22 protein-coding genes are annotated in these 23871 nt (G+C 70.9%); 11 read left to right on the top strand and 11 right to left on the bottom strand.

What is annotated here, in order from left to right; genetic code table 11:
* The first annotated feature begins 241 nt into the window (after nucleotides 1-241).
* Both DVH02_RS15270 and DVH02_RS15265 read left to right on the top strand, forming a co-directional pair.
* Nucleotides 242-1081 carry a helix-turn-helix domain-containing protein gene (locus DVH02_RS15270; protein WP_114624365.1) on the top strand — a complete coding sequence of 280 codons (840 nt, stop codon included), beginning with the start codon at nucleotides 242-244 and terminating at the stop codon, nucleotides 1079-1081.
* Nucleotides 1078-1398: a DUF397 domain-containing protein gene (locus DVH02_RS15265; RefSeq protein ID WP_114624364.1), complete on the top strand. Its 321-nt coding sequence runs from the start codon at nucleotides 1078-1080 to the stop codon at nucleotides 1396-1398. Before DVH02_RS15270 ends, DVH02_RS15265 begins: the two co-directional genes overlap by 4 nt.
* Here the strand turns inward: DVH02_RS15265 and DVH02_RS15260 are convergent.
* Genes DVH02_RS15260 through DVH02_RS15250 form a run of 3 tightly spaced genes read right to left on the bottom strand, consistent with a single transcriptional unit; the run spans nucleotide 1370 to nucleotide 3120 of the window.
* A complete protein-coding gene (locus DVH02_RS15260; RefSeq protein ID WP_114624363.1) occupies nucleotides 1370-2209 on the bottom strand; it encodes a helix-turn-helix domain-containing protein in 840 nt (279 codons plus the stop codon). The genes DVH02_RS15265 and DVH02_RS15260 overlap by 29 nt on opposite strands.
* Nucleotides 2210-2216: 7 nt before the next feature.
* The gene (locus DVH02_RS15255; RefSeq protein ID WP_114624362.1) at nucleotides 2217-2741 is read right to left on the bottom strand and encodes a DUF6879 family protein; all 525 of its coding nucleotides are present in this window, start codon (nucleotides 2739-2741) and stop codon (nucleotides 2217-2219) included.
* Nucleotides 2713-3120 carry a hypothetical protein gene (locus tag DVH02_RS15250; protein ID WP_114624361.1) on the bottom strand — a complete coding sequence of 136 codons (408 nt, stop codon included), beginning with the start codon at nucleotides 3118-3120 and terminating at the stop codon, nucleotides 2713-2715. Before DVH02_RS15250 ends, DVH02_RS15255 begins: the two co-directional genes overlap by 29 nt.
* Before the next feature lie 141 nt (nucleotides 3121-3261).
* On the opposite strand from DVH02_RS15250, the gene DVH02_RS15245 reads away from it, so the two are divergent.
* Nucleotides 3262-3798, top strand: coding sequence for a class IV adenylate cyclase (locus tag DVH02_RS15245; protein ID WP_114624360.1), 537 nt, complete (start codon nucleotides 3262-3264; stop codon nucleotides 3796-3798).
* A 37-nt stretch (nucleotides 3799-3835) separates the two neighbouring features.
* A complete protein-coding gene (locus DVH02_RS15240; protein WP_114624359.1) occupies nucleotides 3836-4936 on the top strand; it encodes a radical SAM protein in 1101 nt (366 codons plus the stop codon).
* A gap of 171 nt (nucleotides 4937-5107) precedes the next feature.
* Here DVH02_RS15240 and DVH02_RS15235 read toward each other — a convergent pair whose 3' ends face one another.
* The 3 genes from DVH02_RS15235 to DVH02_RS15225 form a co-directional block, all read right to left on the bottom strand.
* Nucleotides 5108-6031, bottom strand: a complete 924-nt coding sequence (locus DVH02_RS15235; protein ID WP_114624358.1) for an RNA polymerase sigma-70 factor — start codon at nucleotides 6029-6031, stop codon at nucleotides 5108-5110.
* Nucleotides 6032-6072: 41 nt separating this feature from the next.
* The gene (locus DVH02_RS15230) at nucleotides 6073-6546 is read right to left on the bottom strand and encodes a carboxymuconolactone decarboxylase family protein (RefSeq protein ID WP_114624357.1); all 474 of its coding nucleotides are present in this window, start codon (nucleotides 6544-6546) and stop codon (nucleotides 6073-6075) included.
* A gap of 228 nt (nucleotides 6547-6774) precedes the next feature.
* On the bottom strand, nucleotides 6775-7128 hold the full coding sequence (locus tag DVH02_RS15225) for a PRC-barrel domain-containing protein (RefSeq protein ID WP_114624356.1): 354 nt from the start codon (nucleotides 7126-7128) through the stop codon (nucleotides 6775-6777).
* A 206-nt stretch (nucleotides 7129-7334) separates the two neighbouring features.
* Between DVH02_RS15225 and DVH02_RS15220 the strand changes: the two genes are divergently transcribed.
* The 4 genes from DVH02_RS15220 (at nucleotide 7335) to DVH02_RS15205 (ending at nucleotide 9618) form a co-directional block, all read left to right on the top strand.
* Entirely contained in the window at nucleotides 7335-7511 is a 177-nt protein-coding gene (locus tag DVH02_RS15220) for a CsbD family protein (protein ID WP_114624369.1), read from the top strand.
* A 124-nt stretch (nucleotides 7512-7635) separates the two neighbouring features.
* Nucleotides 7636-8097 (top strand): cupin domain-containing protein, encoded by a 462-nt coding sequence (locus tag DVH02_RS15215; RefSeq protein ID WP_233518237.1) that lies wholly within the window; start codon nucleotides 7636-7638, stop codon nucleotides 8095-8097.
* A 75-nt stretch (nucleotides 8098-8172) separates the two neighbouring features.
* Nucleotides 8173-9099, top strand: coding sequence for a DUF6891 domain-containing protein (locus DVH02_RS15210; protein ID WP_114624355.1), 927 nt, complete (start codon nucleotides 8173-8175; stop codon nucleotides 9097-9099).
* Between the two features lie 72 nt (nucleotides 9100-9171).
* Entirely contained in the window at nucleotides 9172-9618 is a 447-nt protein-coding gene (locus DVH02_RS15205; RefSeq protein WP_114624354.1) for a ribosomal maturation YjgA family protein, read from the top strand.
* Nucleotides 9619-9649: 31 nt separating this feature from the next.
* Here DVH02_RS15205 and DVH02_RS15200 read toward each other — a convergent pair whose 3' ends face one another.
* The gene (locus DVH02_RS15200; RefSeq protein ID WP_114624353.1) at nucleotides 9650-11239 is read right to left on the bottom strand and encodes an FAD-dependent monooxygenase; all 1590 of its coding nucleotides are present in this window, start codon (nucleotides 11237-11239) and stop codon (nucleotides 9650-9652) included.
* A gap of 106 nt (nucleotides 11240-11345) precedes the next feature.
* Nucleotides 11346-12695 (bottom strand): SGNH/GDSL hydrolase family protein, encoded by a 1350-nt coding sequence (locus tag DVH02_RS15195; RefSeq protein ID WP_114624352.1) that lies wholly within the window; start codon nucleotides 12693-12695, stop codon nucleotides 11346-11348.
* 333 nt (nucleotides 12696-13028) lie between these two features.
* Here DVH02_RS15195 and DVH02_RS15190 point away from each other — a divergent pair, with 333 nt between their 5' ends.
* The 3 genes from DVH02_RS15190 (at nucleotide 13029) to DVH02_RS15175 (ending at nucleotide 20915) form a co-directional block, all read left to right on the top strand.
* Nucleotides 13029-16307, top strand: coding sequence for a BTAD domain-containing putative transcriptional regulator (locus DVH02_RS15190; protein WP_114624351.1), 3279 nt, complete (start codon nucleotides 13029-13031; stop codon nucleotides 16305-16307).
* A gap of 178 nt (nucleotides 16308-16485) precedes the next feature.
* The gene (locus tag DVH02_RS15185; RefSeq protein WP_114624350.1) at nucleotides 16486-18603 is read left to right on the top strand and encodes a transglycosylase domain-containing protein; all 2118 of its coding nucleotides are present in this window, start codon (nucleotides 16486-16488) and stop codon (nucleotides 18601-18603) included.
* A 194-nt stretch (nucleotides 18604-18797) separates the two neighbouring features.
* Complete coding sequence (locus DVH02_RS15175; protein ID WP_233518236.1) at nucleotides 18798-20915, top strand: transglycosylase domain-containing protein; 2118 nt, start codon at nucleotides 18798-18800, stop codon at nucleotides 20913-20915.
* Here the strand turns inward: DVH02_RS15175 and def are convergent.
* From def to DVH02_RS15160, 3 genes are all read right to left on the bottom strand, one after another.
* Nucleotides 20891-21547: a peptide deformylase gene (gene def / locus DVH02_RS15170; RefSeq protein WP_114624349.1), complete on the bottom strand. Its 657-nt coding sequence runs from the start codon at nucleotides 21545-21547 to the stop codon at nucleotides 20891-20893. The two genes, DVH02_RS15175 and def, sit on opposite strands and share 25 nt — an antisense overlap.
* Nucleotides 21548-21664: 117 nt before the next feature.
* Complete coding sequence (locus tag DVH02_RS15165) at nucleotides 21665-22669, bottom strand: tetratricopeptide repeat protein (protein WP_114624366.1); 1005 nt, start codon at nucleotides 22667-22669, stop codon at nucleotides 21665-21667.
* A gap of 111 nt (nucleotides 22670-22780) precedes the next feature.
* The coding region (locus DVH02_RS15160; RefSeq protein ID WP_114624348.1) for an HD-GYP domain-containing protein at nucleotides 22781-23871 on the bottom strand (1091 nt) is incomplete at its 5' end.

Raw genomic sequence — 23871 nt, 5'->3', positions numbered from 1 at the left:
GGCGAGTTCGGCGGGGAGGGCGGGGCCGGTGGAGATCGCGGCGGGGGGAGTCTGCGACTTCATAGGGTGACATTCTCGTTACGCGGCTACCCTGACCAGGCAGGACGGCCGTACCTGACGGCCGTGTACGGGTCGGGGCGGGTTTTGTACGGGTCGCGTTCCGTGACGAGCCCGGCGAGCCGGATGTTGCAGCATAAAAGGCAATGTCTGCATCGGCGCACACGTTGAGGGTGTGAGGCGTATGGGAAGCAGCCAGCAGAAGCAAGTACGTTCACAAAACGACGACAGGCCGGCCATCTGGGTGGGTTACGGAAAGCTGGTCAAGCTCTTCCGGAATCGGGCCGGGCTGACGCAGGAGGGTCTTGCGGAGGCGGTGGGCTACTCGGTCGAGCAGGTCGCGTCGATCGAGCAGGGCCGACGGCCCGCCAAGACCGCGTTTACAGAGAAAGCCGAGGTGTCGCTGAGCGCGCAGGGAACACTGAACGCGCTGCAAGACGATGTGGATCTTGCGAAACTGCCGCTGTTCTTCCAGGACTTCGCCCTGATCGAGACAGAGGCCATCAGCCGCATGTGCTACGAGCCTCTGCTCATCCCGGGGCTGCTCCAGACCGAGGCGTATGCGAGGGCACTGTTCTCGGCGCACACTCCTCCCCTCAGCGAGGAGATGATCGAGCAGAACCTCGAAGCCCGGATCAACCGACAGAAGCTGCTGACAAGAACACCCATGGTGGACTCCTGTTTCATCATCGGAGAGTCGGCCCTGATGAGCATGGCGAACAGCGGCGACATCATGAAGGGCCAGCTTCTGCACCTCGTGAAGCAGGGCAGGATGCGCAACGTGGAGATCCAGGTAATGCCTTCAGAGCGCGGATTCCACCTCGGTCTGAATGGGCCCATGGTCTTGATGGAGAGCTTGGAGCACCGCCAGGTTGGCTACATCGAGTCGCAGGGGGTGGGGCTGGTGGTCACCGACGCCGCGCAGGTCAGCGGTTTCACCCTCCGCTATGGCAAGCTGCGAGCGCAGGCCCTGAGCGCGCAAGCGTCGGCGCAATTGATCGAGCGTATGGCAGGAGAACTATGAAAACCGAAGACACGGCAGACCAGTTGTCCGACCTGGCCTGGTTCAAGAGCAGCTACAGCGGTTCCGACGGCGGAGACTGCGTAGAAGTCGCCTGGTTCAAGAGCAGCTACACCGGCTCGGACGGCGGCAACTGCGTAGAGGTGGCCGTCGCCCCCACCACCATCCACATCCGCGACTCCAAGCGAACCCAGGGCCCCGTCCTCCAGGTCCCCACCCCCGCCTGGACGGACTTCATCACCTTCGCGGGCCCCGCCCGTAACACGTACGGGCCCGGTGACGGCATGAGCCCTATCCCAGCCCCTCCAGGGCCGACCTGATCAGCCCCCTCGCTGCCCGGCCGTAGACGGCGGACGTTTTGAGCAGATCGAATGCCTTGGCATACAGAGCGATCTCGCGTGGCTGCGTGACGGAGAACTCGGCCGAGTACGTCTCCACTAGGACCAGCTTGCTGTCGAACATCGAGAAGGAGTTTCCGGGCCAGATCCGCATCTCTGCCCGTTTCGGTACGATCCCCAGACTCAGCCGGGGAAGCGTCATCACCGCCAAGAGCCGGTCCAGCTGACCTCTCATCACGTCCGGTCCGCCGAAATGGGTGTACAGAGCCTGCTCCGCAAGCAGGACGTGGAACATCCGGTCACCCCGGTACAGATACTGCTGACGCTCAAGTCGCTTCGCGACGGCCGACTCGGCGTCGTCGGGGATCTCGTAGTAGTCGATGACCTGCTTGAACGTTTCGGCCGCGTACTCCGCGGTCTGGAGCGTTCCCCAGACCACCGTGGGATGCCAGATGCGAAAGACCTTCGTCTTCGCATAGACCGGCAGCGCCCTTTCCTGCCGGGGCGCGGCGCCGTTCGACAGTTGGCGTCGCCACTCCAGCCACAGTTCCTCTATATGACGAACCGTGGCGATCAGGTCTTCGACCTGATCCTGGGCATCGGCCTTCTCGCACCAGAGACGGATGTCCTGCTCGCTGGCGCTCTGTCTGCCATTCTCGATCCGGGAGACTTTCGACTCCTGCCACTTCGTGGCCGCGGCGAACGCCCGGCCGCTCGCGAATCCGCCGTCTTTGCGGAGGATTCGCAGCCGGGCTCCCAGTGCCTCACGGAGTTGTCGTACTTCTTTGCTCACTGGTGCGTCAGAGCCTGTACTCCGCGTGCGGAATCGAGACACTCCAGAGCTGGTCACGCACGCGGATGCACTCAGCCACGGTCTTGGGGTCCTCGATCAGTTCTGACCCGAGGACCCGGCCATCATGGTCGAAGTGACCCACCGCCAACAGGCGGTCGTCAAAGAGCCACCAGTCGTTGCCTGCCACGGGGAAAGACAGGTGTTCAGCCAGTCGGTGCCGGGGCAGCCACCGGATGTCCTCGCCGGCCTCCAGGTTCAGTCGGGTGAGCGAGTGCTCCCACCGTACGTACGGGGAGTGCGGTTCGGAGACGACTCTGACTCGCCGTACCGTCCTCCCTCCCTCGATGACCCGCCTCATGCGCGCCCTCCACGGATCGAGCCAGACGAAGTCGTCCGGCTCCCCCCGCTGCCACCGGGCATAGGGAGTGTCCTCCACAGGAGACCCGTAGTCGTCCCGCAGCTCCAGATGGAACGCGTCATGCGTGACGCTGTCGAACAACTCGTCACGCTGGGCGCTGGTGAGCAGATTCACCGTTCTCCTCAAGCAGGGCGATGATCGAGGACCGTGGGACCTCGACGCAGGTCTCGTAGTCGGGCATGCGCATGTGCCCCAGGGCCTCGGCGTCGCACATCAGCGGTCCCTGAAGAATGCACGTTCCCTGTTCGGTGACGAGCATGATCGGGGCGGAGAACTTCTTGATCCGGCCGGATGACGCCCCGTCCTCGACGAGATGTTCGAACAGCTCGATCGGCACCTCGACAACAGTGTGGCCTTCGGGGACTTCGAGCCGCGCAAGGAGGTCGCGCGCGTACACCTTCCAGCCCTGGACCACGTAACTGTCCCGGTCGCTGGCGAACAGGGTGGGGCTGTCTCCAGGAGTGGAGTTCTTGCCGAGGAACCGCAGCTTCATGGCCACTCTCCCGTTCATCGACTTGCGCGCGATTGTGCGGTGAATCGATCGTCGGGCAGTCGCCCCACCTCGTCAATGCACTTGCCGCAAACTCGCGCAAACTTGTTGCGGCTCCGTCCAGTTGCTTTCTACGGTCGCGGTATGTCAGTTGTCGAGTACGAAGCGAAGTACCTGGACGTCGACACCTCTGCCATGGCCGCGCGGATCGCGGACGCGGGTGGCCGTCATGTGGCGGACCGGCTCATGCGCCGGTACGTCTACGACACCTTGCCTCCGGCACCCGGACGGTGGATCCGGCTCCGGGACGACGGTGCCGAAGTGACCCTGTGCGTCAAGGAGATCAGCTCCGACGCCGTCGACGGGACCCGTGAGACCGAGACGGCCGTGGGTGACTTCGACACGGCGCACGCGCTGCTGGGGCGGATGGGCATCTCGCCCACGTCCTATCAGGAGAACCGGCGGGTCTCCTGGCTCCTGGAGGGCGCGCGGCTGGAGATCGACTCCTGGCCGCTCATTCCGCCGTACCTGGAGATCGAGGCCGACAACGCGGAGCAGGTCTGGGCGGCCGCGAAGCGCCTGTCCCTCTCGCTGGAGGATCTGACCAGCGAGAACACCACCAAGGTGTTCGCCCGCTATGGCATCGACCTGGGGGCCATCACCGACCTGCGGTTCCCCTGAGTGGAACTCCGTCCTGATCCGATCGGGAGGTGACACGATGACGTACGACGCACACCGGATTCCCGTGACAGTGGTGCCCGACCGCACCCTTCGCGTCAAGATCATCGACGCGTGCGGGCTGGCCTGTACCTTCTGCCACAACGAGGGCACCCCCGTGACGGCGGACAACATCGGGCACAAGGACGCGGAATTCACCGTCGGCCCCGGTCGCACCGGTCGGGTCTCCATCTATCTGCGAACCAACGGTGCCGATTTCCTCCCTCGGAGGATCGAGGCGGACACAGATTTCGCCCTCGCTCTGGCAGCCGTACGTGGAAGCCTGTCCACCGACGAAGTCCACTTCACCGGGGGCGAGCCCACTCTGCATCCTGAACTCCCCGCTCTGATCGGCATCGCACACCGTCTCGGCCTCACCGTCGGGCTCACCTCCAACGGGGAGAACGGGGCAGCGATTCTCCCGGAGTGCGCCAGGGCGGGGCTGGATCGAATCAACCTGAGCGTCTTCGGTACGACGGCCGAAGAACTGGCCGCGGTCCAAGCGCCCCGGCTCGCCTCGCTCAAACTGGCCGCGCGGAAGCTGGCCGCGCTGGGCGCGACCGTCGAAGCCGCCTCGCACCACGGCGTGCGGGTCTCGGCGAACATCGTGATACCCGACATCTCGCATGTGGAACGCGTGCTGCGCGTCATCGAGGAGCATGGGCGCAGACTCGTCGTACGCATGCTGGTCTCACTTGAGGACAGCGGTGCGTCGGTGGCCGCGATGCGGGAGGTCGTGGAGCACCTCGGCGCGGTCCCCGTCCAGCGCGTCATCACCGCTGGAGGCTCCGATCAGCGCGTCCGCTACCGGCTGCCCGACGGTCGCCCCTTGTACGCGAAGAGCATCCGTCCGGTGCGACTGCCGGCCACCTGCGCCGACTGCCGCTTCAACAACGATCGGGACTGCCAGGAGGGCTACTACGGCGTGCGCCTTTACCGGGCCCAGGACGGCCCTTTCATGGTCGGCGTATGCATTCGGCGCATGGACCTGTGTGTACCTCTGGGCCAGTTCGTGATGAGCCGACTGTGCCAGGAGGTCGCGGCCTTCCGTGACGACGAGACGAAGCGACTCACAACCCTCTACCACGTCCCCGCACGATGAGGCGCCGAAAAGGGCGTCCAAGCCAGGGTCCTTGATCTCTCTCCGGTCGGGTGAGGCACGCTCGGACTCGCTGAGCCGATGCCGTGGAGACCCGGTTCCCCTGCTCCTGGAGGCGCTTGATCACCTTCGGCGCACCGAGGAGACCGAGGAGACCGAGGAGTCGCTCCGGTGTCACTCCTTCCGCCGACGTGCCCTTCTCACCTCGCCGTCGACGGCCCAGGCGTCGGCGACCGGGCCGAGGTGGCCGAGCTTGTCGGGGTTGATGACCGAGCGGACGGTCTGGATCTGCCCGTCGAGCACGTCGAGAGCCAGGGCGTAGAGGACCTGCCCGTCCCGGTCGAGGAAGACCGCGCCCGGTTGGCCGTTGACCTCGTGCGGCTCGAACGTCACGTCGACGTGGGCCAGCAGCGGGAAGACGGAGGCGAGCAGTCGGGCCACCTTCTCGGCGCCGACGACGGTCCTGGCCAGTTGCGGGGCCTTGCCGCCGCTGTCGCCCGCCATCCGCACGTCGGCCGCCAGCAGGTCCCGCAGGGCCTCGACGTCGCCTTCGCGCAGGGCGTCGAAGAAGCGCGTCGCCAGCTCCTGGCGTTTGTGACGGTCCGCCTCGAACCGGGGGCGCCCGGCCGCCATGTGGCGCCGCGCCCGTACCAGCAGCTGGCGGCACGCGGGCTCCGAGCGCTCCACGGCCGAGGCGATGTCGGCGAACCCGAAGCCGAACACCTCCCGCAGCACGAACACGGACCGCTCCAGCGGACTGAGCCGCTCCAGGAGCAGCAGCGCGGCCATCGACACCGAGTCGGCCAGCTCCGCCGCGCGCGCCGGGTCCTCGTACGGGTCGCTCAGCAGCGGCTCGGGGAACCAGGGGCCCACGTACGCCTCCCGCCGTACCCGCGCGGAGCGCAGCACATCGATCGCGAGGCGCGTGACCGTCGTGGACAAGTACGCCTTCGGCGACGCGGGAAGGGTCGGCGAGCCGTCGAAGCGGAGCCATGACTCCTGTACCGCGTCCTCGGCCTCGCTCACGCTGCCCAGGATCCGGTAGGCGATCGAGAACAGCAGGGGCCGCAGCTCCTCGAACTCCTCGGCCTTGTTCACGCCGCGTCTCCTTCTCCTCGATGTCCGGCGGGCCCCATCGTTCAGTGGAACTGGCCGACTTCATAGTCTCCGGCCGGCTGCCGGGCGATGATGTTGAGCCGGTTCACCGCGTTCATGAAGGAGATCAGGACGACGAGCGAGGTGAGCTGTTCCGCGTCGTAGTGGGTGGCGGCGCGCGCCCAGACCTCGTCGCCGACCCCGTCGGCCGCGTCCGCGACCCGGGTGCCCTGTTCCGCCAGTTCCAGCGCGGCGCGCTCGGCGTCGGTGAAGACGGTGGCCTCGCGCCACGCCGCCACCAGGTTCAGCCGCACCGAGGTCTCGCCTGCCGCGGCGGCTTCCTTGGCGTGCATGTCGAGGCAGACGGCGCAGCCGTTGATCTGGCTGACGCGCAGGGCCACGAGTTCCTGCGTCACGGAGGGCAGCGGCGACGTCTTGAGCGTCCGGCCCACCGCCACGAGGTGCTTGAAGACCTTGGCGGCGGTCGGGTCGGTGGAGTAGTCCAGTCGCGCGTCCATCGCGTTCTCCTCGGTGCTCGTCGGTGCTCGTCGGTGCTCGTCGGTGTTCGTCGGTGTTCGTCGGTGTTCGTCGGGGCCTGCCGGAGCGTGTCCGCGGCCGTACCCCTTGGGACGAGACAGACCGGCCGGCCTGTGACACGGAGGCGCGCGAGCACCAGGAGACGAGACGTGGGGGCCGACCGGAGTGATCTCCGGTCGGCCCCCACGTCTTCGGGTGGAGCGATGGTGTCAGGGGCGGCGGTGCTTGCCGTAGTAACCGCCGATCTGGTCGTGGTACCCGGCGTCGCCGACATGCTTGTCCTTGTCGAACTCGGGGGAGTCCTTGATCTGGTCCTTGGTGAGGTCGACAAAGATCTTCCGCTCGGCCTGGTCGACGGTGCGTACGGTGCCGGCCGGCAGCAGGACGTGCTTGCCGAAGATCCAGACGCCGGTGTCGACGACGAGGTACGAGGAGTCGACATCGTCCGAGTGCTTGTCGACCTTGCCGATGCTGCCGTCGGTCGCCTCGACCTTGTAGCCGATCAGGTCGGCGCCGGCGGTGTGGCCCGCGGTCGGCTGGTAGCCCCAGATGTTGTCACTCATAAAACGGCTCCTTCATCGAGAAAATCGAGGATTTCGATGACTCGTCCTCAGCACACCGGCTGCCCCTCATTCGGGGTCCCACACATTTTCCTCGTGGAAATAATTCTGCCGATAATTTCCCTGTGGCAACTGTGTGGGTTTGAGTTACGGGTGAGCGGAGAGACGAAGGACGACACTGTTTTCGAGTACGACAGGGCGTGATGGTTGTGGCTGCGGACGAGAAGGCTCAGGCCAAGGGTGAGCAGGCCAAGGGCAAGGTCAAGAAGGTGGTCGGGGGCGCGCTGGGCAACGAGTCCATGGAGACCGAGGGCCACGCCGAGGAGACGAAGGGCGATCTCCGGGGCGCCAAGGAGAAGGTCAAGGACGCCTTCAAGTCCAAGTAGTGCCCCCTGCGGTACGAGTAAATCGCCGATATCCCGGCAGCTGTTCCACGGGCTGCCGGGATCGGGTGCGTCATGGGGCCCGCGCACGCGTTCTCCCGAACGGCGGCGCCTAGCATGCGACTCCATGAACGACAGTACGAACGACAGCGCGAACGGCGACAAGAACAGCGACGCGAGCAGCGACGCGAGCAGCGACGCGAACAGCGACGCGAACGGCAGCGTGTACGTGGGAAACGCGGGCCAGGACGCGGCGCTGGACCGGGGGTGGCTCCTCGGCCGTTTCAAGGAGGTGGGCGACCCCCGCCACAGTGCGGCCGTGGAGATCAAATGGGGCGTCCATCCCGCGGGCGACGAGCGGGCTCTGTGGGTACGGGGTGAGGAGCGCACCGCGCTCCTGGTCCTCGTCAGCGGCCGTTTCCGGGTGGAACTCCCCGGTCGCAGCGTCCTTCTGGCGGCGCAGGGCGACTACGTCGTGTGGGGGCGGGGAGTCGACCACTCGTGGCGCGCGGAGGAGGAGTCGGTGGTGCTGACCGTCCGGTGGCCGTCGGTGGACGGGTACGCGGCAGCGGCCGAGGGCCCGGGGTGACGGGTGCGGGCCCGCCGGGACGGCCCGGGAAGCGGGCGGAGGTCCGTTGTCAGTGGCCTGTGCCAGAGTCGGTGCATGCTGGAGATCACGGTGCGGACGGACAACAAGGACAACACGGAACGACATGTGCGCGTGTCCACGGCGGAGTTGGCCGGGCTGGTCCGGCGCATCGGCGGTAAGGGGGACCGGTTCCTGGTGATCCAGCGGATACCGGACCTGCCCGACGTCTTCTCCCAGGTCTGGCACGAGGCCGGTGGGGACTACACGGTGGAGTACCGCGACGGCACCGCCGACCGGCACTTCCAGGCACTGACCGACAGCACCGACGCCGTGATCGCGGCGCTGACCGGCTGGGCCCGCCAGGAGTCCGGCTGGGACGCGGGACTGGACTGGTCGCGGCTGGACATGGGGCCCGTCCGCGAGGTGCCGCCGCTCGATCTGACCGAGGACGAGCGCGCGGAGCTGGAGCGGCACGTACGCGAGGTGGTGGTCGGCGGCTACATCAGCCGGGTCGAGCTGGCGGAGGTGGCCGAGGAGTACCTGGTCACCGCGGACCGCCGGCCCGTGTCCCGCGCGCAGGCGGGCGCACTGGCCGACCGGATATGGCTGGAGCGCGTCGCGGAACAGGCCGGGTGGACGGGTGAGACCGACCCCGAGCGGCTCACCCGCGTCTTCGGCGCCCTGGAGGAGTCCGGTATCACCGCCCGGGAGAACTTCGCCTGCTGCCGGAGCTGCGGTCGGACCGAGATCGGCGGCGCGGGCCGGTCCGACGCCCGGGGCTTCGTCTACTTCCACAGCCAGTGCACGGACGCCGCCGTGGCCGGGCACGGGCTGACGCTGCTGTACGGCGGCTTCGACGGCTCGTCCGCGACCACCTCGGCCATCGGCCGCGAGGTCGCGACGGCCCTGACGGCGGCCGGTCTGCGGACCGACTGGGACGGGGACCCCGGCCGGGCCATCACCGTCACACCGCTGGACTGGCGCCGCCGCCTGGTCGGGTAGCGGCCGTGCTCCGGGCCCCGGCGCCGGGTGAATTCGAGGGGCCCCGGCCCCTTCCGCACTACGCTGCCGCCCATGGGGGATCTCGCGCGTACGCGCTTCTTCGCGGCTCTCGCCGCCGTGTCGACCGTCGGCGCCGGGCTCGGGATACGGGCCGTCGGGAGCGGGGACGTCGCCAAGTACGGCGGGGACGCGCTCTACACCGTGCTGGTGTACGCGCTCGTCGTCCTGGCCCTCCCCCGCGCGCGGCCCGCGGTCGCCGCCTCGGGCGCGCTCGCGTTCAGCTGGGCCGTCGAGCTGTTTCAGCTGACGGGGCTGCCGGCCGAGTGGGCCGGGCGCGGCGCGCTCGCCCGGCTCGTGCTCGGGTCGACGTTCAACGTGCCCGACCTGCTGTGGTACGCCGTGGGCGCCGCCGCCTGCTGGGCCGTGCACACGTCGCTCCGTACGACGGCGCGGCGGACCGCCGACCCGGCACCACCGGCAGACCCCCCGCGCCGGACAGTTCGCCGGACAGTTCTGTGAGCCCCGTACGGAACCGTCCACCGCCGCGTGCCTATCCGGTGGCGCCGGGGAACCAGCGGTCAGCGGCGTGTTCGAATCCCGCGAGGTCGGGATCGGGTCCGCCGGCCCAGGCGACGACGCCGTCGGGGCGGACGAGGAGGGCGCCGCAGCCCAGTTCGTTCCTCGCCGGTCCGCCGACGTACCGGATCGAGTCCTCGCGGCCGGCCAGCGCACCGGCGAGCCGCCCGCCGGTGGTGAAGTCGACGGCGACGCCGTTCCCCTCGTGCATGAGATCGCCGAGCCGCGTGCCGTCCGTGAAGTGGAAGTCGGGGGCGTCGCGGCCGACCAGGGGGTGCGTGCCGCCGAGGTCGTAGCGGATGGCGGAGCCGGACGTCCGGCTGTGGACGTAGGTTGTTCCGTCGCGGGTGCCCAGCACGTCACGGACCAGGGCCTGGAGGGCCTGGGTGTGCGGGTCCGGCTTCATGACGGCGCTCTGGGCCCGGGTCCAGTCCAGGATCTGGGCGCCGACCGGACGGCGCTCCTGGGTGTAGGTGTCGAGGAGGCCGTCGGGGGCGTGTCCGCGTACGGTCGCGGCGAGCTTCCAGCCCAGGTTGACGGCGTCGCCGATGCCGGTGTTGAGTCCCTGCGCGCCCAGGGGCGAATGGATGTGGGCGGCGTCTCCCGCCAGCAGGACACGGCCCTGCCGGTAGGAGGTGGTCTGCATCGCCCGGTCGGTGAAGGTCGATACGAGCTGGACGTCGTCGAGGGTGACGTCGGTACCGGACACGCGTCGCAGCACGCTCTGCAGATGCTGGACGGTCGGCCGCCGGGTGCGGTCGAAGGCGCCGCCGTCGCGGTCGAGCATGCCGATGTGCCCGGGGGTGGGCATCCGCACGTACATGCCGGTCGGCGTGAGCGTGAAGCCGGGCCGCAGCGTGTCGGGGTCGGCGACGGTGGCGAGCATGGTGTAGCCGGTGAACTCCGGTTCGGTGCCGGTGAACTCGAAGCCCGCGAGGCCGCGTACGGTGCTGCGCCCTCCGTCGCAGCCGACGAGCCAGCGTCCCCGGTACGCGTGGTCCCCGGCCTGGACGGTGACGCCGTCGGCGTCCTGGCGCAGGGCGGAGACCCGGGCCCCGCGGCGGATCAGGACGCCCGCTTTGACGGCCTGCTCGGCCAGTACGGTCTCGACCGCTTCGAGGCTGGTCATCAGCGTTTCGGGGCCCAGGCCGGGGAGCCGGTGGGGCAGGGCGTCGGCGTCGATGTCGGCCGGGTCGAGCATCATGCCGGCGAAGTGCGCCACGCTGCGCGGCGCCGGTGCCACCCGCGGATCCAGGTCAGCTCCGCCGTCGGGGTCAGCTCCGCCGTCACGGTCGGCACCGCCGTCACGGTCGGCACCGCCGTCACGGTCCGCGCCGCCGTCGGGGTCCGCGCCGGAGGCGTGCAGCAGTTCCCGCAGCGTTCCGCGGCGGTGGAACACTTCGAGTGAGGCGGCGGACAGGCCGCGCATGCCGAGCGGCATGGCCTTCCACGGGGTGGTCTCCGCTTCCTGCTCCAGGACCAGGACGTCGCAGCCCGCGAGGCCGAGTTCGCAGGCCAGGAGCAGTCCGACGGGGCCCGCGCCCGCTATCACCACGTCATGCATCGAATATTCCTTCCGTCCTTTGTCGTCAGTAGTGGGTGGCTGGCGTGGGTGGCTGGCGCGGGTGGCTGGGTGTGGGTGGCTGAGCGCGTGGGTGGCTGAGCGTGGCTCACCGGAACAGCGCCAGGTCGATGGAGTCGCCCAGCGCGCGGCAGCCCGCGTCACTGCCGTGCAGGTGGTCACCGGCGTGGAATCCGTCCCTGATCCGGCTCGGGTGGGCGGGGTCGCTCCAGACGGCGTCGAAATCCAGGACCGCGTCGAAGGCGCCGCTGGTGCGGATCCACTCGTTGACCCTCTGGCGTGCCCGCTCGCCTTCCGGCGTGAAGGTGTCGTCGCCCTCGTACGGTGTGAGGGTCGGGGCGTGGACGCGCAGCCCGCGGGTGCGGGCCCGGTCGATGAGCTGGCGGTAGCCCGCGATGAGGTCGTCGGCCGTCACCGGCGCACCGGGGAACATGGCGAGGAAGTCCGCCGGGGGGCCGCTGCCGTCCTGGGGCGAGTAGGAGATGCAGATGTCTCCGAGGCCGATGGCCAGGACGACGTGGCGCAGCCCCGGCGTGGCCAGTACGTCGCGGTCGAAGCGGGCCAGGGCCGCGTCGCCCAGACCCTCGTTCAGCATCCGGTTGCCGCTGATGCCCTGGTTGGAGACGCAGACGGCGGGGCCGTCGAGTTCCGCGAGGCGCTCGGCCAGACGGTCGGTCCAGCGCCGGTTGGTGTCCGGGGTCGTACCCGAGCAGTCGGTGTTGGAGTCGCCGATGATCGCGACGGTCGTGACCGGGGCGTCGGCGCGCACGTCGAGGGCCGAGATGAGGGCCTGCAGGGGCAGGGACTCGGCGTCGGCGGGCAGGGTGAGGGCGTCGACGCTGTTGCCCGGCGTGGTCCAGGCGGTCTGCACGCCCATGCCGTGGCAGGTGGCGCTCTTGACCGCCTCGGGCAGGTAGAGGCTGATGGACAGCTCGGCGAGCGCCGACAGGGACAGCGCGACCGGGTCGCTGAGCATCGGCGCCCCGGTCGGGACGGTCACGGCCGACTTGCCGTCGAAGGTGAGCACACGCTCGCTGCCGGGACGGATCCCGCCCTCGGGGGCTGCCAGCGCGATGCGGGCCGCGCCGATGGTCAAGGGCGCGGTGCCGTACTCGTTGGTGATGCGCAGGCGTACCTGCCGACCGCCACCGCTGACGCGTACCACCTGGCGCAGGGTCGTGTCGGCGAACGAGGGCAGGGGGCCGAACGCCTCGATCGGCGCGTGGGGCGACGTGCTCCATGTCCGGGCCCAGCCGCCGTCCGCTGTATCCGTTGTATCCGTCGCGCCCGTGGTCGTGATGCCGGTGGTCGTGATGCCGGTGGTCGTCGTGCCCGTGGTCGTGATGCCGGTGGTCGTCGTGCCCGTGGTCGTGATGCCGGTGGTCGTGATGCCGGTGGTCGTCGTGCCCGTGGTCGTGATGCCGGTGGTCCCGGTCATCGGGGGCCTCCTGTGTCCGAGTGCGTGAGTCGTGAGATCACCCGCGGCGATCGTCGTGTCCGCCGTGGTACCCGAAGACTGGCGGCGTCCGCTCACAAGGGGCGCACACGGCGCTGACATGAGCCGGAGGAATCGGCTCCCGGGCATGTCAGGGCTGTGAGCGCCGTGTGCGGGATCTCCTTCGACTCTCTCCCCCGGGGGCGGTGGGGGCATGGGGGCGCCCGCGGATGCGGCTCGCGTACGGATTCGGCTCGCCCGCGGATGCGGCTCGCGTACGGATGCGGCTCGCCCGCGGATTTGGCTGTCGAAGTGCGCTCGCGCGAAGATCGGCCCATGGATGGGGATGCGCGGCTTCGCATCACGTTGCTCGGAACGTTCGAGGCGTCGCGTGGCGAGACTGCCGCACCCGTACCCGCACCCGCACCCGTACCCATACCCGTACCCGGGGCCCGGCTTCAGCGGCTCGTGGTACGGCTGGCGCTCGCCGGAGGCCGCCCGGTCGGACGGCACACCCTCATCGACGCGATCTGGCCCGAGGATTCCCCGGCCGGTCCCGCGCACGCCCTGCAGGCCCTCGTCTCGCGGCTGCGCGGGACGTTCGGCGGACCGGACGCCGTCGTGCGGGCCGCGGGCGGCTACCGGCTGGACGTGGACGCGCTGGACGTGGACGCGCTGCGCTTCGAGCACCTGGCCGAGGCCGGGCGGGAGCGTCTGCGCGCACACGACCCGCACGCCGCGGCGGCCCGGCTCGGCGAGGCCATGGCCTTGTGGGGCGGGCATCCCGGCGCCGAGCCCCTCGTTGTCGCCGCGGTGGAGCCCGCGTCGGCGACCCGCCTGGCCCAGGCGTCCCTCGAAGCCGCCGTCGACCTGGCCGAGGCCGAGCTGGCCTTGGGGAGCGCGGGTGAGGCCGCCGCTCGTCTGAGCGGCCTGCTGTCCGAGGAGCCGCTCCACGAGCGCGCTGTCGCGCTGCTCATGGACGCCCTGGCGGCCCAGGGGCGTCAGGCCGAGGCCCTGGCCCGGTACGCGCGGTTCCGCGAACGGCTGGCCGACGCCCTGGGCACCGACCCCGGTGCGGCGCTGCGCGAGCGGCACCTGACCCTGCTGCGCGCCCAGCGGCCGGAACCGTCCGCCCGCACGGCGCCCGCGGAGACCGGCCGGAGCCCGAGTAATCTGCCCGCGCCGCTGACCAGCTTCATCGGCCGCGAGGACGACCTCGCCCGCATCGAGACCCTGCTCGCCTCGGGGCGGCTGGTCACCGTGCTCGGCCCCGGCGGGGCCGGTAAGACCCGACTCGCCCTTGAGGCCGCCCGGCACCGACGCCCCGCCTACCGTGACGGTGCCTGGCTGGTCGACCTCGCCCCCGTCACCGAACCCGGCAAGGTCGGCGGGGCCGTGCTGGCCGCGATCGGCCTGCGCGGCTCCGCGTTCTTCGAGGCCCCCGCGCGGCGCGGCGAGCCCTCCGACGACGTCGACGTGCTGGCCGGCCGGCTCGACGGCCGCGAGATCCTGCTCGTCATCGACAACTGCGAGCACGTGATCGACATCGCGGCGCACCTGATCTCGGCGCTGCTGCCGCGATGCGCCGGACTACGGGTGCTGGCCACCAGCCGCGAGCCCCTGGCCATCGACGGGGAGGCGCTGGTCCCGCTCGGTCCGCTGTCCCTGCCCGGCCCGGACGCGGGCGTCGAGGAGGTCCGCGACGCGCCGTCGGCGCGCCTCTTCACCGAACGGGCAGCCGCGACGCGCCCCGGGTTCGAGGTCGACGAGCACAATCTCGTCGATGTGCTGCGCGTGGTGCGCGGCCTGGACGGTCTGCCGCTCGCGCTCGAACTGGCGGCGGCCCGCCTGCGCACGCTCTCCCTGACCGACCTGGCCGACGGGCTGTCCGACCGGTTCGCACTGCTCACCACCGGCAACCGGACCGCTTCGTCCCGGCACCGCACTCTGCGCGGGGTCATCGCCTGGAGCTGGGACCTCCTCGACGAGGACGCGCGTACGGTGGCGGAACGCGTCGCGGTGCTGCCCGGCGGTGTCACGCCCGCGTCGGCCGCCGCGGTCTGCGCGGGAACCCCGGTGCCGGCGCGCGGCATCCCCGAACTCCTCGCCGGTCTGGTCGACCGCTCCCTGCTGCAGCTCGCGCCCGACACCGGCCGGTACCGCATGCTGGAGACGATCCGGGAGTACGGTCTGGAGCGCCTGGCCGCACAGAACACCCTGGCCGGGGTGCGGGACCTGGCCGCCCACCGGATGGCCGGTCTGGTGGCCCACCACGATCCGCTGACGCGCGGCCCCCGACAGCTCGGCGCCCTGCGTACGCTGCGCGCCGAGCACGACAACGTGATCGCCGCCCTGCGCCACCTCTGCGACACGGGAGCCGCCGACGCCGCGATCGCGCTGGCGCTGGACCTGACCTGGTACTGGCAGATCCGCGGCCGCCGCGACGAAGCCGTCCACTGGCTCGGGCGGGCCGTCGCCCTGCCGACCGAACACCCCGGCGTCGGGCACGACATCGCCCGAGCGATGCTCCGGCTCAACTCCCCCCTCAGCCGGGGCGCGTTGTTCGACGGCCTCTTCCCCGAGGGAGGCCAGGACCCGCGGGCTCTCACCGACCGGCTGCTCGGCCACCGTGAACTCCCCGGCGTCGCCGGCGCCCTGATCACCGTCGAACTCGCCCTCCCGCACGGAACCGAGGAGAGCGAGGCACACGTCCGGAGCGTCATCGACGGGCCCGACGTCTGGCTGGCCGGCTACGCCCGTATCTCCCGCGCGCACGCCGCCGAGAACCGGGGCGACCTCGATCAGGCACGCGACGACGTCTCGGCTGCCCTGCGCTGCTTCACCCGGGCAGGCGACCACTGGGCCGTGGCCACGGCACTGCCCCTGCGCTCACTCCTGCGCCAGTACGACGGCGAACTCGACGACGCGCTCGACGACTTGCGGGAAGCCGAACGGCTGGCCGGTGAATTCGGAGCGCTCGGCCCCGGCGACGAGATCTTCATCGCCCTGCGCCGGTTCGATCTTCTGGTCCGCCTCGGCAGGACCGCACAGGCGACCGAGATCATCACCGCGACCCGGGAACGCGCGCTGCGCTCGGCCTCCCCCGAACTGGCGATGCTGCTCGACGCACGCGAGTCCCGCCTGTCCGCGCAGACGGGCGATCTGGACCGCGCCGCCCGGCTCATCGACGCGGCCGAGGCGGGCCCGCGCGAGCGGAGCCCGCACGGTGGCGAGCACGGCCGGGCGCTGATCGCGACCGTACGGGGCGAACTCTGCCTCAAGCGCGCCGACGGCCCGGCGGCCGCACGGGCACTGCACCACGCGTACGCGGCGGCGGTCCGCAGCCGGGACCTCCCGATCGTGGCGACCGTGGCGGTGACCGTCGCCGGTCTCGCGGAACTGTACGGACACCCTCACGACGCGGCCGTCATCCTCGGCGCGGCCGCACGCCTCCGTGGCGCCCACGACCCCACCGACCCTCATATCCGGGAACTGCGCACGCGCACGCGGGCAGCGCTCGGCGACACGGAGTTCAGCACGGCGTACGCCTCCGGCCGACGCCTGGACGTACCCGCCGCCCTGACCCGCGTCGACCCCGCGCGGGTCCACGGCTGACCGGCCCGCCGCACGACCGGTCAGCCGCACGACCGGTCGACCGGTCCGGCTACGTCCCGTGGCCGGGGATCGACGGTGGGTCGCGTAGTGAGACCATCGTGTGACGGCGACAACGCGAGCGCTCCTCCGCACGGTCTTCTCTTCGAATCCCCGCACCAGAGGAGAGAGGTCCGCGTCGATGAAGCTGCCCCACGCGCTGAAATCGGGCCACAGGAGATCGGGCCGCAGGAAACCGGGCCGCGGGAAACCGGGCCCTGGGAAGCCGCACCGTACGAAGGAGCCCGCCACCGCATCCCCGACCGCGTCCCCCACCGCATCCCCCACCGCGTCGGCGCGGTCCGCCACGGGCGCCCCCGCCGGGACGCGACCGCGCCGCCTCCGGCGCCTGCTGCCGTCCTGGAAGCTGGTCGCCGGACTGCTCCTCGGCGGCTGCGCCGCCCTGACCGGCGCCTTCGCCTGGGTGTACGCGCACGTCGAGATACCCGACGCACACGACCTGGCCCGCCGTCAGGCCACCGTCTACTACTGGGCCGACGGCAGCCGCATGGTCAGCGTCGGCGATGTGAACCGGCAGGACGTCCGGCTGTCCCAGGTGCCGGACGCCGTACGGAACGCCGTCATCGCGGCGGAGAACGCCGACTTCTACTCGGACTCGGGCGTCTCGCCGCAGGGCATCGCCCGCGCCGGGCTCAACATCGTCAAGGGCGAGGAGGTCCAGGGCGGTTCGACCATCACCCAGCAGTACGTGAAGAACACCTACCTCAGCCAGGACCAGACCGTGACCCGGAAGGTCAAGGAGCTGTTCCTGTCCCTCAAGGTCAGCAACCAGCGGCCCAAGGAGGAGATCCTGGAGGGCTATCTCAACACCAGCTGGTTCGGGCGCGACGCGTACGGCGTCCAGGCGGCGGCCGACGCCTACTACGGCGTCTCCGTCGAAAAACTGAACCCCAGTCAGGGCGCCGTGCTCGCGGCCATGCTGAAGGGCGCGGACACCCTCGATCCGGCGCTCGGCACCGGCCATCACCAACGGGCCGTGGAGCGCTGGAAGTGGATCCTGGACCGTGAGGTGGCGACCGGCTCGATGAGCGCGGCGGAGCGGGCCGCGTACCGGAAGTTCCCCGAGCCGAAGAAGCCGGTCAAGCCCACCAGCCAGGCCGGGCAGACCGGCTATCTCATCGACATCGTCAACAAGTACCTCAGGAGCAGGGGCTCGCTCACCGGCAAGGAACTCGCCACCGGTGGCTACCACATCCACACGACCTTCGAGAAGGACAAGGTGGCCGCGCTCAGCCGGGCGGTGGAGAAGGTGCGCGACGAGAGCCTGGACCCGAAGAAGCGCGCGGCCGACCGTCATGTGCAGTTCGGCGCCGCCTCGGTACGGACCTCGGACGGGGCGATCGTCGCGGTGTACGGCGGCGAGGACGCCATCAAGCACTTCAGCAACAACGCGGACACCTCCGGAGTGCCCGCGGCCTCCGCGTTCAAGCCGTTCGTGTTCGCCGCCGCCCTGGAGCCGGAGCGCGCGAAGTACCGGGCGGCCGGTCGGGAGGGCACGGCGGTGCCCGCGCCCCCGTCGGAAGCCGACGCGCCTTCCGGGGCCGGGGCCGGAGCCGGCCCGCTAGCCATGAGCCTGGCCAGGTCGCTGGTCAGCTCCGGCAACGCGGCCTTCGTCCAGGCGGGCAAGGACGTCGGGCTGAAAAACGTCAGGAAGACGGCGATCGCGGCAGGACTGCGCCCGGAGAGCATGGCGGAGCTGGAGCCGACCTTCGCCCTCGGCACCTCGACCCCCAGCGCCGTCCGGCTGGCCGGCGCCTACACGACGTTCGTCAACGCGGGCACCAGGACCGAGCCCTACTCGGTGACGAAGGTCGAGCGCGACGGCGTCGCGCTCGACGGATTCGACCCGCCCGAGAGGCAGCGCGTGATGGACGAGTCGGTGGCCCTGGAGGTCGGCCGGGCCCTTCGGCAAGTGGGCGTGCACTCCCAGCGGCCCACCAAGGAGGAGTGGTTCAACGGCCGGATCTGGGCGGGCAGGACAGGCGTCGGCGACCGGATGAGATCAGCCTGGTTCATCGGCGCCACGCCGGAACTGTCCACCTCGGTCGCGATGTTCCGTACGAAGCCGGACGAGCCGCGGCTGCTGCCCATGAACGGGGTGGGCGGCGCCGACTCCGAGCGGGGCGGCGTCTTCCCGCCCCTGATCTGGACCGACTACCAGCGCACGGTGGCCCCGGACTCCTTCTCCTCGGTCCCCGCCGCGCCGGGCGTGGTGGCACCGGCGACGGGCCCGCGGTAGCCCGGCACCGTGACCCGGCCGGGACATGACGCCCGGGTCACGGTTCCGGCCGGGTACCGGAACATTGAACACCGAACCCCGTCAATCCGTACCGCTCTCATGACTGAGGAGAGAGGTCCGCGCTGATGAAGCCGCCCCGCACACCCCACGCGCGCCGCACCGCACAGTCCGCCGCCGACTGGCCCCACCCGGGCATGGGTAGAGGCCGGGACGTGGGCATGGGCATGGGCATGGGCATGGGCATGGGCATGGGCATGGGCCGGGACGCGGGCATGGGCAGGGGTACGGGCGCGGGCATGGGGATCGGTACGACCGCGGCCCCGGGGGGTGCGGACCCCCGGGGCGGCGGAGGCGGCCGGTACCTCGACTTCCCCCGGGCGGGGCGGCGCGGCTGGCGGCGCTGGGTGCCGTCGTGGCGGCTGCTCTCGGGGAGCGTCCTGATCTCCCTCGGCGCGCTGCTGGGCCTGTTCGCCCTCATCTACGCGAACACCGACATCCCGGCCGAGCACGACGTGGCACGCCGTCAGGCCACCGTCTACTACTGGGCCGACGGCACGCGCATGGTCAGCGTCGGCGATGTGAACCGGCAGGAGGTGCGCCTCGCGCAGATACCGCTCTCGGTGCAGCGCGCCGTGGTGTCCGCCGAGAACACGGACTTCTACACGGACCCGGGCGTCTCCTTCAAGGGCATCGCGCGGGCCGGGCTCAACATGATCAAGGGCGAGGAGATACAGGGCGGTTCGACCATCACCCAGCAGTACGTGAAGAACGCCTATCTGAGCCAGGACCAGACCCTGAGCAGGAAGGCCAAGGAGTTCTTCCTCTCCCTGAAGATCAGTCAGCAGCGCTCGAAGCCGGAGATCCTGGAGGGGTATCTCAACACCAGCTGGTTCGGACGGGATTCGTACGGCATCCAGGCCGCCGCGCAGGCGTACTACGGGATTTCGGCAAAGGACCTGAACCCCAGTCAGGCCGCCCTGCTCACCGCGATCCTGAAGGGCGCGGACACCCTCGACCCGTCCCTGGGCCCCTCCCAGCACGAGCGGGCCGAGCGGCGCTGGAGGTACATCCTGGACCGGGAGGTGGAGACGGGCGCGATGAGCGCCGCCGAGCGGGCCGGCTATACGGAGTTCCCCGAGCCGAAGCAGCCCGTCAAGCCCAACAGCCAGGCGGGGCAGATCGGTTACCTCGTCGACATCGCCAACAAGTACCTCAAGAACCGCTCCGGCATCACCGACCAGGACCTCGCCGACGGCGGGCTGCGCGTCTTCACCACGTTCGAGAAGGACAAGGTGTTCGCGCTGGCCGACTCGGTCGACCGGATACGGCGCCAGAACCTCGCCCCCGAGACCCGGGAGAGCGACCGGAACGTGCAGGTGGGGGCGGCTTCGGTACGGTCGCAGGACGGGGCGGTCGTCGCCGTGTACGGCGGCGAGGACGCCGTCACGCACTTCAGCAACAACGCCGACACCTCCAGCGTCCCGGCCGGCTCGGCGTTCAAGCCGTTCGTGTTCGCCGCCGCCCTGGAGTACGGCGGGCTCGGCTTCGTACCGGCGGACCTCTCCGGGGTGCCCTCCTCGCCGGGGCTCGACGAGTCGCTGGTGGCCTCCCGCGACGACGCCTTCATCGCGGCGGGCGAGAACGTCGGCCTGGACAAGGTGAAGGACATGGCGGTCGCGACCGGGCTGCGCGAGGACAGCATGGCCCAGCTGGATCCGGCCTTCCCCGTCGGCACCTCCACCCCCAGCGCGGTCCGGCTGGCCAGCGCGTACACGGCCTTCTCGGGCGACGGCACCGGCCATGAGCCGTACTCGGTGACACGGGTGGAGCGCGACGGCGCGGTACTCGGCGGGTTCGAGCCGCCGCGGGCGCGGCGCGCGATGGATCCCGCGGTGGCGCTGGAGGTCGGTGAGGCGCTCCAGCGGCTGGGGTCGAGCACGCTGGGCCCGACGCGGGACCAGTGGTTCGGCGCCCCGGTGTGGGCGGGCAGGACCGGGGCGGACGACGGGATGAAGTCGGCCTGGTTCATCGGCGCGACCAAGGAGCTGTCCACCTCCGTCACCATGTTCCGTACGGAGCCGGAGGGCGCGGAGCTGCTCGACATGGCGGGGGTGGGCGGCGCCGACTCGGAGCAGGGCACGGTCTTCCCGCCGCGGATCTGGAGCGACTACCAGCTCTCGGTGGCGCCCGACTCGTTCACCTCGGTCCCGGTGGCGCCCGTCGCACCGCCCGCCGACACGTTCCCGGCGGACAGCGCGCGGACCGCCGGGGACCCGGCCGCGGGCTCTCAGTCGTTGGGGACGACCTCGTAGCGCGGGGTGTTCTCCTCCATCTGCCGCAGCGCGTCCTTGCGGTCGCGCTTCGAAAGCCGGTCGATGTAGAGGTAGCCGTACAGGTGGTCCGTCTCGTGCTGGAGGCAGCGCGCGAAGTAGCCGGTGCCCGCGACCTTGATCGGGTTGCCCAGGGCGTCCTGGCCGCGCACCACCGCGTAGTCGGGGCGGGCCAGCGACGCGTACGCCGTCGGCACCGACAGGCAGCCCTCATTGGAGTCGTCGAGCACCCGCTCCCCCGGCGGCAGCTCCTCCAGCACCGGGTTGCACACGGCGCCGACGTGGCGCACCCCGTCGTCGTCCGGGCAGTCGTAGACGAAGACCTTGAGGTCCACACCGATCTGGTTGGCGGCCAGGCCCACGCCCTCGGCCGTGCGCTGGCTGGCGAACATGTCGTCGATCAGCGCCGCCAGCTCGTCACCGAACTCCGTGACGTCCTGGCACTCCTTGTGGAGCACCGGGTTCCCGACGACGGTGATCGGGCGGGACGTGCCGCGCTCGCGGTGCGCGAGTTCGCGCGCCTCGGCGTCCTCCGTGTCCGGGACGAACCCGTCCCCCGGTTCCGCCACCGAGGTCCCGCCGTCGATCCGCTGGTCCGTCTCCTGCTGCGCCATGTCCGCAGTACGCCTTCCTCGGTACCCGATGTGCTGCCTGCACGATCCGTACGATGTGCCCGTACAGCCTATGCGCAGCATCCGGGCCGGGGAGCCGTTCGGCCGCGGTCGCGGCTCTCAGCAGACCTCTTCCAGATCGCGCCACTCCCGGGTGTCCGGGCTGTCGGCGACCCAGCCGTCCAGCAGCCCCCGCACCAGTCCCGGCGGCGCCGCGATCCCGCACTCGCGCTCCGGGGCCCACATCTCACCGGCCGTGCGGTGGCCGAGCGGCCCCGGGTGGCCCGGCTCGCTGTGGTCGTGCGGGTCGAGGTGCTCGCCGTCGCCCTCGGCGCTCGGCATCCGGCTCTCCGAGCAGGCGCGGCAGAGCAGCCGTACGGACGAGGACCAGTCCTCGGCGGCGAATCCGGCGTCGGCCGCCAGCCGCTCCAGGGCGTCCCTGTCCGCCTCGGTGGCCGCCTCCAGCAGCACCACCCAGGTGGGTACGGGCGAGGGGGCCCACAGCTCGATCTCGTCGAAGACGGGGTAGGCGCGGGTGGCGCCGCCCGAGCCCGCCGAGGTGGTCCGCTCGCCGTTGGGCACGCCGTCGTGCAGGACGACCTCGCCCCAGCGCCGCCCGGAGGACGGCAGCGGGATGGACAGGACCTCGATCCTGGCCGGGTCCAGCCTGCGGCCCCAGACGACCTCGGCCTCGCCCTCGGGCGAGAGCCGGACGGCCGCGCTGCCCAGCTCCATGCCGGCCGGCTCGCCGTTGGCCTCGACCGTGTGCGGATTGCCGGGCACCCGCAGCCCGTACGCCTGCCAGGCGCGGCGGGCCAGCGGCCAGTCCTGGAGCGCGGTGGCGGCGATCCCGACGTTCCACCAGTCGGGGGCGCCGGTCTCCTTGTCGAGCAGCGCGACGGCGCGCAGTCCCGCGGCGCGCGCCTGCTCCCAGTCGTGCCGGAACTTGTGCAGCAGCGCCAGATTGAACCAGGACTCGGAGAGCCACGGTTCCAGATCCGCCGCGCGCGTCAGCAGCGCGCCCGCGTCCTCGTACCGGCCGTCACCGATCAGCGTGAACGCGCGGTCGGTGGCCTGCCGCCACGAGGCGGAGGGCCGATGCCGTACCTTCCCGAAGATCCTCACGATTCCCGCCTGCCGGTCGCTCGGGTCGGTGCCCCCGGACACCCTGTTCTTCGACACCCTCTTCTCGGCATCCAACCATGCCCGGTCGGACGCCCGCTCATTACCCATGGGTTACCCCTTCCGACCAGGCACCGGGCGGCTCCTGGACAGAACGCGCGCGAGCGATTCCACCACCTCGGGCTGATACTCGTGCGCCGTCCCGAGGCGCAGCCGCTCCAGGGCGCTGAGCGGTCCACTCGCAGTGGCACATTCCCCGACCAGGTCGTCGTACGCGTTGACGGCGCGGACAATCCGGGCGGAGAGCGGCTGTTCCCGGTACGGGTCGGCCTGCCGCTCCACGACGGTCGCGACGGCGGACGGTACTCCGGTCTGCCGGACCACCGCGCCGCCGAGCAGCGCGATGCGCCGCTGCTCGGCCATCGGCAGCAGGGCGGTGGCGCCGTCGGGCACCGGGTCCACCAGGGAGAGCTGGCCGATGTCGTGCATGAGGGCGGCGTACTCCAGGACGGTCAGTTCCGGACCGGAGAGCCCCAGCTCCCGGCCGACGGCGCAGCTCAGCTCGGCGACGCGGCGGGCGTGGCCGTGCGGGGTGTACCCGGCGATCTCGGTGGCGCGCGCGAGGGAGGCGATGGTCTGCCGGTAGGTGGTGCGTACGGCGGCGTACCGGCGGAAGGAGAGCTGGGTGAGCAGGAGCGGTACGCAGAAGACGGGCAGCGCCCACAGCCCCGCGACGGCGACGCCGAGCGCGATGACCGCGCCGGTCGCGCAGACGGCGGAGCCGATGTGCGGCAGTCCCCGCAGCTCGTCGCGGAGCAGCGGCCCGAAGGGGTGGTGGGTGCGCTCGCGCAGGACCAGGGCGGCCAGTACGGCGTCGCAGAGCGCGGTGAGCGCGAGCAGCAGCAGGAGCAGCAGCGCGTAGCCGGGGCCCGCCCCGAGCTGGTGGCGCAGTTCACCGGCGTTGTAGAGCGGCTGGAAGCAGACGGCGGCGAAGCCGGTGGTGAGCACGCGTCTGACCAGGTGGTCGAGGGCGGGTCCCGCGCCTCTGGCGACGTGGGGGACGGCCCCGGCCAGTCCGGCCGCCAGGACGACGGTGACGGTCTGGAGGACGCCGTGGTGGGTCTGCTGCCCGGCGTTCTCGCCGAGCAGCGCGTAGCCCAGCGCCCCGGCGGCGGCGAGCGGCGCGGGCTCGCGCTCGCCGCCGC

Origin of the sequence: Streptomyces corynorhini, assembly GCF_003346515.1 — a bacterium.
Taxonomy (GTDB): Bacteria; Actinomycetota; Actinomycetes; order Streptomycetales; family Streptomycetaceae; genus Streptomyces; species Streptomyces corynorhini.
Note: the sequence above shows the minus strand (reverse complement) of the source record. Positions and strands in the feature narration are given on the sequence as shown.